The organism is Streptomyces sp. ATLC9 (genome assembly GCF_057196705.1).
This window is the reverse complement of the sequence record NZ_JBXUOY010000031.1, coordinates 22,804-30,382: the sequence shown is the minus strand read 5'-3', so window position 1 is coordinate 30,382 and position 7,579 is coordinate 22,804. Positions and strand designations below refer to the sequence as shown.

Sequence of the window (7,579 nt, the reverse complement as noted above, 5' to 3'; positions counted from 1 at the left end):
CCGCGGCCCCGCGCACGGGGTGTCCGCCTCCCGCGCCCGCGCCGGGCGTGTTCCGTCGTACCCCGTCTTCATCACCGTGCCTTCCTCTCGTTTCCGGGCTCCGAGGGCGCGTACATTCCCGCGCGCCCTCGGATGCTATTGCGGGAAAGCATCGACGAGTTCTTCCGGGGACGTTCCCTGAATGACTCTGGAAGACCTCTTGAACTCGCTTTGAGCTCTTCTGAAGTTCCGCTGAAGGACGGGTCGTTGACCTTTCAGGAGGAGCGAAGATAGAAATTCCTACAGTGCGCGTCGACTGTGTCCACCGGCTGCCGCCGGCAGCACCCGCTACGGAAGATCGAGGGAGCACTACAAGTGGAATCCACTCGTGAGTGGGCCGAGAAACAGGACTCCGAGGACCCGCTGTCCGTATTCCGCAAGGAATTCGCACTGCCCGACGGTGTGATCCAGCTGAACGGAAACTCCCTGGGCCCCCTCCCCCGCGCCGTGCCGGACGCCCTGGACCGGGTGGTGCGGCACCAGTGGGGCGAGCACCTGATCCGCGGCTGGAGCGAGGACGGCTGGTGGGACGCCCCCGTGCGGGTCGGCGACCGGATCGGGCGGCTGATCGGCGCCGGGGCCGGCCGGACCGTCGTGGGCGAGTCCACCTCGGTGCAGTTGTTCAACGCGGTGACCGCGGCCGCCCGGCTGCGCCCGGACCGCCCGGTGCTCGTCTCCGACGCGGCCAACTTCCCCACGGACCGCTACCTGGCGGCCTCGGTGGCCCGCATGCTGGGCCTGCGGCTGGTCGAGACGCCGATGGGCGAGCTGGGCGGGGTGCTCCGGCGGCACCGGGGGGAGGTCGGCGCCGTACTGTGCGGCACGGTCGACTTCCGCACCGGCGAGCTGTGGGACGTCCCCCGGACGACGGCGGACGTCCACGCGGCGGGCGGCGTCGCGGTGTGGGACCTCAGCCACGCGACGGGCGCGGTGCCCCTGGACGTGGAAGCCGCCGGGGTGGACCTGGCGGTGGGCTGCGGCTACAAGTACCTCTCCGGCGGTCCGGGCGCCCCCGCGTTCCTCTACTCCGCCGCCCGCCACCACGACGCGCTGGATCTGCCGCTCACCGGCTGGCACGGGCACGCCCGGCCGTTCGGCATGGCGGACGAGTTCGTCCCCGCCCCCGGCATCGACCGCGCCCGCACCGGTACGCCGCACATCCTGTCGCTCCTGGCGCTGGAGGCGGCGCTGGAGCCGCTGGAGGCCGCCGGGGTGGCCGCGGTGCGGCGCAAGAGCCTGCGGCTGGGCGACTACCTGGCCCGCCTCGTGGCGGATCTCCCCGGGGCGTCCGGCGCCCCGGGACCCGGCCGGGGGGTCGAGGTGGTGACGCCCTCCGCCCACGACCGGCGGGGCAACCACATCACCCTGCGCCACTCCCAGGCGCCCGCGGTGTCGGCCGCGCTGATGGAGCGGGGCGTGGTCACCGACTCGCGCCCGCCCGACCTGCTCCGGTTGTGCCTCAACGGCCTGTACGTGTCCTACACCGACGTCTTCGACACGGTGGCGGCCCTGCGGGAGGTCCTGCGCGAGGTGCCCCGCGCCGGGGAGGTGGCCGGGTGAACGGGACCGGTGAGTACAACGAGTACGTCGACTACGCCCGCATGGACGCGCTCCACTCCCTGCAGGAGCCGCGCACCGAGTCGCCGTTCGAGATGTCGTTCATCCTCATCAGCCAGGTCAAGGAACTACTCTTCCGCATGGTGCACCTGGAGGTGGACCAGGCCCGTGCCCGGCTGCGCGAGGACCGTCCCGAGGCTGCCTGCCGGGCGCTGTCGCGCGCGGTGCGCAACCAGCGGGTGCTGATCGGCTGCTGGGAGAGCATGAACGCCATGCCGGTGGACGAGTTTCTGGTCTTCCGCGACACGCTGGGCCAGGCGTCGGGCACGCAGTCCTTCATGTACCGGCTGCTGGAGTTCACCCTCGGCAACCGCGACACCGCCGTGGTCCGGCCGGCCGACCTCGACGCCTTCCCCCGGCTGCGCGCCGAGCTCGACCGCCCGAGCCTCTACGACGAGGTGCTCCGCTTCCTGGCACGGGCCGGCCTCCCCGTGCCGGAGCACCTGACGACCCGGGAGCCGGCCTCCCGGTACGAACCCGACGAAGGCGTGGAGAAGGTCTGGCTGACCGTCTACCGCGACCCGAACGGGCACCGGGCCGCCTACGACCTCGCCGAGCAGCTCCTGGAGGTGGCCTACCAGTTCTCGCACTGGCGGGCCGCCCACCTGCTGGTGGTGGAGCGGATGCTCGGCGGCAAGCGGGGCAGCGGCGGCAGCGACGGCGCCGCCTGGCTCCGGAAGGTCAACGAGCACCGCTTCTTCCCCGAGCTGTGGACCATGCGTTCGGTCCTGTGACCGTCCGCGCCCCCGACCGGAGGGACCAGCCATGAACGAACTCGGCCTCACCATGGGACAGGAAGCCTACGCGCACGCCGTGGCGGAACAGGACCGCGAGCGGGAGTTCACGCTCCTGGACATGCGGTGGCACCAGCTCGGCGGAGTGCTGGGCGGCGAGTACAACCACGCCACGGGCCTCTTCGCGTCCTGGCTGCCGCGCGACGGCGTCGGCCACATGCTGGAGATGGGCAGCGGCTGCGGTGTCGCCTCGGTGGTCGCGGCGCTCTCGGGAGTGCCGCGGGTGACCGCGCTGGACATCAACCCCGCGGCGGTGCGCACCACCGAGCTGAACGCCCGGCGGCACGGGGTGGCCGACCGGGTCAGGGCACTCACCAGCGACCTTTTCGACGCGCTGGAGCCCGGCGAGACCTTCGACCTGATCTTCTGGAACTCGCCGTTCATCGAGACCCCGCCCGAGCGGACCCACGAGTCGGACCTCGCCTACCACTTCTTCGACCCCGGCTACACGATGCACCGGCGGTTCCTCACCGAGGCCGCCGAGCGGCTCGCTCCCGGCGGCCGGCTCTTCCTCGGCTTCAGCTTCGCGATGGGCAGTGCCGAACGGCTCCGGGAGGTGGCCGGGGAGGCCGGCTTCGGCGTCCGCGTCCACCGGCAGGAGTCCTTCTCCGTCCCCGCGGCGGAGCTGGGCGCCTCCCCGGTGTACGCGGCGCACGCCGACGACGAGGCACGTGTCCACATCGACTTCACCCTCCTGGAGCTGCCCCGATGAGTGTCGCTCCCGCCGCCGCGCGGACGGTGCCCTTCCACGTGCCGCACACCGCCGACCGGCAGTACGCCTACCTTCGCCAGGTACTCGACTCCGGCGACCTGGACGGCAACGGCCCGTTCAGCGCCCGCGCCACCGAACTGCTGTCCCGTATCACCGGCTCGCGGCACGTGCTGCTGACGCCCTCGTGCACCCACGCCCTGGAGATCGCCGCCCTGCTGATGGACCTGGCCCCGGGCGACGAGGTGGTGATGCCGTCGTTCACCTTCGCCCCGACGGCCAGCGCCTTCGCGCTGCGCGGCGCCGTGCCGGTCTTCGTCGACTGCCGCCCGGACACCCTCAACATGGACGAGTCCTCGCTGGAGTCGGCCATCACCGAGCGCACCCGCGCCATCGTGGCCGTGCACTACGCGGGGGTGGCCTGCGAGATGCGCGAGATCCTCCGCATCGCCGACGCGCACGGCATCCCCGTCATCGAGGACAACGCGCACGGGCTGGGCGCGTCCTACCACGGCAGGCCGCTGGGCGGCCTGGGCCTCCTGGCGGCGCAGAGCTTCCACGCGACCAAGAACGTGCACTGCGGCAAGGGCGGTGCGCTGCTGGTCAACGACGACGCCCTGGTCGACCGGGCGACGGTCATCCGCGACCGCGGGACCAACCGGCACCAGTACTTCCTGGGCCAGGTCGACAAGTACCGCTGGGTGGACCTGGGTTCCAGCTACATCCTCCCCGAGGTGCTGGCGGCCCTGCTGGCGGCGCAGCTGGAGGAGTTCGACACCGTCCAGAAGCGGCGCCACGCGGTGTGGGACGCCTATCACGGCGGACTCGCCGACTGGGCGTCGGACCAGGGGGTCGCGCTGCCCACCGTGCCCGAGGGCCGTACGCACTCGGCCCACCTCTACCACCTGGTGATGCCCTCCGAGGCGGACCGGGCGGCGCTCCTGCGCCACCTCTCCGAGCGCGGCGTGCAGGCCACCTTCCACTTCCAGCCGCTGCACACCTCCCCCGCGGGCGCCCGCCACGGCCGCAGCGCGCCCGGCGGCTGCCCCGTCACCGAGCGGATCGCCGACCGGCTGGTGCGGCTGCCGCTGTACGACGGGCTCAGCGACGCGCAGGCGGAGCAGGTGGTGGACACGCTCCTCTCCTTCCGAACCGGCGCGGCCCGCGCCAACGACCGAAAGGACCCGCGATGAGCAACGAAGCCGTCCGGTTCGTCACCGCGTGCCGCGTCTGCGGCGGCGAGCGGTGGCAGAAGGTGATCTCCTTCGGCAGTGTGCCGCTCGCCAACGGCTTCCTCGAGGTGGCCGACTCGTACGCGCGCGAGGAGGCGTACCCGCTGGAGGTCGTCTCCTGCCGCGAGTGCCGGCTGATGAGTCTGACCGCCGTCGTCGACCCCCAGGTCCTCTACCGCACCTACTCCTACGTCACCTCGGACTCCGAGACGATGGCGCGGCACATGCGGACGGTGGTGCGGCTGTGCCGGAAGCGGGCCGGGCTGGCCGAGGGCGACCTCGTCGTGGAACTGGGCAGCAACACCGGCGACCAGCTCCTGGTCTTCCGCGAGGCGGGCGCGCGGGTGCTGGGGGTGGACCCGGCCCGCAACCTGGCCGAGATCGCCGAGGACCGCGGCGTGCCCACCGTGTCCGAGTACTTCGACTCCGCGACCGCCCGGGCGGTCGCCGCCGAGCACGGAAGGGCGTCGCTGATCCTGGGCCGCCACGTCTTCGCCCACATCGACGACGTGGCCGACGTGCTGGCCGGGGTGCACGCGCTGCTCGCCGAGGACGGGCTGTTCACCATCGAGGTGCCCTACGCGGTGGACCTGCTGGACCGGCTGGCGTTCGACACCATCTATCACGAGCACCTGTCGTACTTCCTGATCAGCACTCTGGACACGCTCTTCGCCCGTCACGGGCTGCGCACCGTGGACGTGGAGCGGCTGGCGGTGCACGGGGGGTCGGTCCTGGTGTCGGCGGGCCTGGCGGACGGGCCCCGGCAGACCCACGACCGGGTGCGGGAGCTGATCGAGCACGAGCGGAGCGCCGGCTACCTCTCCGACGGCATGTACCAGGACTTCGCGGCACGCGTGCGGAAGACCTGCGACGACCTGTCCCGGCTGGTGCGGGAGCTGGTCGCCGACGGCCGCCGCGTCGCCGGCTACGGCGCCTCGGCGAAGGGCACCACACTGCTGAACATCTGCGGTCTGGGCCGGGACGAGCTGGAATTCTGCACCGACACCACCCCGCAGAAGCAGGGCAGGGTCACCCCCGGCACCCACATCCCCGTCCTGGCCCCCGGTGACGTGCGACAGCCGCCGGACTACTACCTGCTGCTCGCCTGGAACTACGCCGAGGAGATCATGCGCAAGGAGTCGGCCTTCCTCGAGGCCGGGGGTGGCTTCATCGTCCCCGTTCCCGAACCGACGGTGCACATCCGGGCGGTGACCGCCCCGTGACCGGTGACGCGAACTCCTCCGAGCTGCTGGGACGCCTCGTTCCCGTCCTGTTCGGGCACGCGGCGTTCCAGCAGCTCAACGCCGGGTGCAGGCTCGGCCTGTTCGAACTGCTCGACACCGACGGGCCGCTGCCGGCCGACAAGGTGGCCGACGGCCTCGGGCTCGCCCGCCGGGCCGCCGAGACCCTGCTGCTGGGCACCACGGCCCTGGGCCTGACCGCGGTCGAGGACGGCGCCTACCGCAACGGGCCGCCCGTCGCCGCCGCCTTCCGGGAGGGGCTGTGGCCGGTGCTGCGGGACATCGTCGAGTTCCAGGACCGTGTCTCCTACCTGCCCGCGGCGGACTACGCCGAGTCCCTGCGCACCGGTGAGAACGTGGGCATCCGCCACTTCCCCGGCACCACCCGCGACCTGTACACGAGGCTGTCGGGGGTGCCCGGCCTGGAGGAGCTCTTCTACCGCTGCATGCACTCCTGGTCCCGGCTGTCCAACCCGGTGCTCGTGGAGCGGACCGACTTCTCCGGCACGCGCCGTGTCCTGGACGTGGGGGGCGGAGACGCCGTCAACGCCATCGCCCTGGCCCGCGCGCACCCGTCCCTGCGCGTCACGGTCCTGGACCGGGCGGGGGCGCTGGAGGTGGCCGACCGCAACGTCCGCGAAGCCGGGCTGGAGGAGCGGATCGACACCTGCGCGGCCGACATCTTCACCGACCCGTACCCCGGCGGGCACGACTGCGTGCTCTTCGCTCACCAGTTCGTGATCTGGTCGCCCGAGCAGAACCTCGCCCTGCTGCGGAAGGCGTACGAGGCCGTGGAGCCCGGCGGGCGGGTGCTGGTGTTCAACGCGTTCAGCGACGACGACGGGGCGGGTCCGCTGTACGCGGCGCTGGACAACGTCTACTTCACCACCCTCCCGTTCCGGCACTCCACCATCTACCGCTGGCAGGAGTGCGAGACCTGGCTGCGGGAGGCGGGCTTCACCGACGTCCACCGCACCACCGGGCCGGGCTGGACCCCGCACGGCGTGGTCAGCGGGCGCCGGCCGGCTCGATGAGCCGGCCGGACACCGCAGGACACCGCCGCGAGGCGCTGGACAGGGAACTGTCGCCCAGCAGCCGGGCCCGAGACGCCCGGGGGACGCTCGCGGAGTACCGCACGCGCAGCCTGGCCGCGCTGCGCACGCTGGGGCACCGGGCCGATGTCGCCTACGGCCCGGACCCCGCCGAGCGGCTGCACCACTTCCCGCCGCGCCGCCCCGGCGCGCCGCTGCTGGTCTTCGTGCACGGCGGGCACTGGCAGGAGTCCGGCAAGGAGGAGGCCTGCTTCGCCGCGCCCGCGCTGCTGGCGGCCGGCGCCGGGTACATCGCCCTCGGCTACGGCCTGGCGCCCCGCAGGCGGCTGCGGGAGATGAGCGCGTCGGTACGGCGGGGCCTGGCCTGGGTGCGGGAGAACGCCGCGGCGCTGGGCGGCCGCGGCGACGCGGTGTACGCGGCGGGGAGTTCGGCCGGGGCCCACCTGGTGGCCATGGCGGCCGGCGGGCCGGACGGTGTCCCGCTGACCGGGCTGGTCCTGCTGAGCGGCCTGTACGACCTGCGCCCGGTGGTCGGCAGCTACGTCAACGACGCGCTGGGGCTGAGCCCGGCGGCGGCCCGGAAGCAGAGCCCGCTGTTCCGGTCGCCGCCGCGCACCGAGCGGGTACTGCTGGCCCGGGGCCGGTACGAGACCGACGAGTACGCCCGGCAGCAGGAGCGGTTCTCCGCCGCACTGCGCGGACGGGGCCGGACCGCGGGGGGCCCGGCGGTGGAGGACCTGGTGGTGGAGGACCGCGACCACTTCGACCTGCCGCTGGACCTCGGCGACCCCGCGACGGTGCTGGGCCGCACGGTACTGGGCCACCTGGGGCTGGGCCCCGGGCGGTGAGCCGGGCGGAGCCCGTCCTCCCGTCCGCGGGCGCCGCCCGGACACGA

Annotated in this window: 7 protein-coding genes; all 7 read left to right on the top strand. The window is 73.0% G+C overall.

Translation table 11 applies throughout. The features are described 5' to 3' along the window. Positions 1-354 precede the first annotated feature (354 nt). Genes AC2CJA_RS05830 through AC2CJA_RS05800 form a run of 7 tightly spaced genes read left to right on the top strand, consistent with a single transcriptional unit; the run spans position 355 to position 7,532 of the window. A complete protein-coding gene (locus AC2CJA_RS05830; RefSeq protein WP_484601579.1) occupies positions 355-1,599 on the top strand; it encodes a kynureninase in 1,245 nt (414 codons plus the stop codon). Continuing rightward, positions 1,596-2,390 carry a tryptophan 2,3-dioxygenase gene (locus AC2CJA_RS05825; RefSeq protein ID WP_484601578.1) on the top strand — a complete coding sequence of 265 codons (795 nt, stop codon included), beginning with the start codon at positions 1,596-1,598 and terminating at the stop codon, positions 2,388-2,390. The genes AC2CJA_RS05830 and AC2CJA_RS05825 overlap by 4 nt, the downstream gene beginning before the upstream one ends. Before the next feature lie 31 nt (positions 2,391-2,421). Continuing rightward, the gene (locus tag AC2CJA_RS05820; RefSeq protein ID WP_484601577.1) at positions 2,422-3,162 is read left to right on the top strand and encodes a methyltransferase; all 741 of its coding nucleotides are present in this window, start codon (positions 2,422-2,424) and stop codon (positions 3,160-3,162) included. Beyond that, the gene (gene rffA / locus AC2CJA_RS05815) at positions 3,159-4,352 is read left to right on the top strand and encodes a dTDP-4-amino-4,6-dideoxygalactose transaminase (protein WP_484601576.1); all 1,194 of its coding nucleotides are present in this window, start codon (positions 3,159-3,161) and stop codon (positions 4,350-4,352) included. Before AC2CJA_RS05820 ends, rffA begins: the two co-directional genes overlap by 4 nt. Continuing rightward, positions 4,349-5,614, top strand: coding sequence for a class I SAM-dependent methyltransferase (locus AC2CJA_RS05810; protein ID WP_484601575.1), 1,266 nt, complete (start codon positions 4,349-4,351; stop codon positions 5,612-5,614). The genes rffA and AC2CJA_RS05810 overlap by 4 nt, the downstream gene beginning before the upstream one ends. Further along, positions 5,611-6,666 carry a methyltransferase gene (locus AC2CJA_RS05805; RefSeq protein ID WP_484601574.1) on the top strand — a complete coding sequence of 352 codons (1,056 nt, stop codon included), beginning with the start codon at positions 5,611-5,613 and terminating at the stop codon, positions 6,664-6,666. Before AC2CJA_RS05810 ends, AC2CJA_RS05805 begins: the two co-directional genes overlap by 4 nt. Next, entirely contained in the window at positions 6,663-7,532 is an 870-nt protein-coding gene (locus AC2CJA_RS05800) for an alpha/beta hydrolase (protein ID WP_484601573.1), read from the top strand. Before AC2CJA_RS05805 ends, AC2CJA_RS05800 begins: the two co-directional genes overlap by 4 nt. Positions 7,533-7,579 lie beyond the last annotated feature (47 nt).

Excerpts from the sequence above, each read along its gene's own strand:
- AC2CJA_RS05820 (WP_484601577.1), top strand. The coding sequence starts at position 2,422 with ATGAACGAACTCGGCCTCACCATGGGACAGGAAGCCTACGCGCACGCC.
- rffA (WP_484601576.1), top strand. The coding sequence starts at position 3,159 with ATGAGTGTCGCTCCCGCCGCCGCGCGGACGGTGCCCTTCCACGTGCCG.
- AC2CJA_RS05810 (WP_484601575.1), top strand. The coding sequence starts at position 4,349 with ATGAGCAACGAAGCCGTCCGGTTCGTCACCGCGTGCCGCGTCTGCGGC.
- AC2CJA_RS05800 (WP_484601573.1), top strand. The coding sequence starts at position 6,663 with ATGAGCCGGCCGGACACCGCAGGACACCGCCGCGAGGCGCTGGACAGG.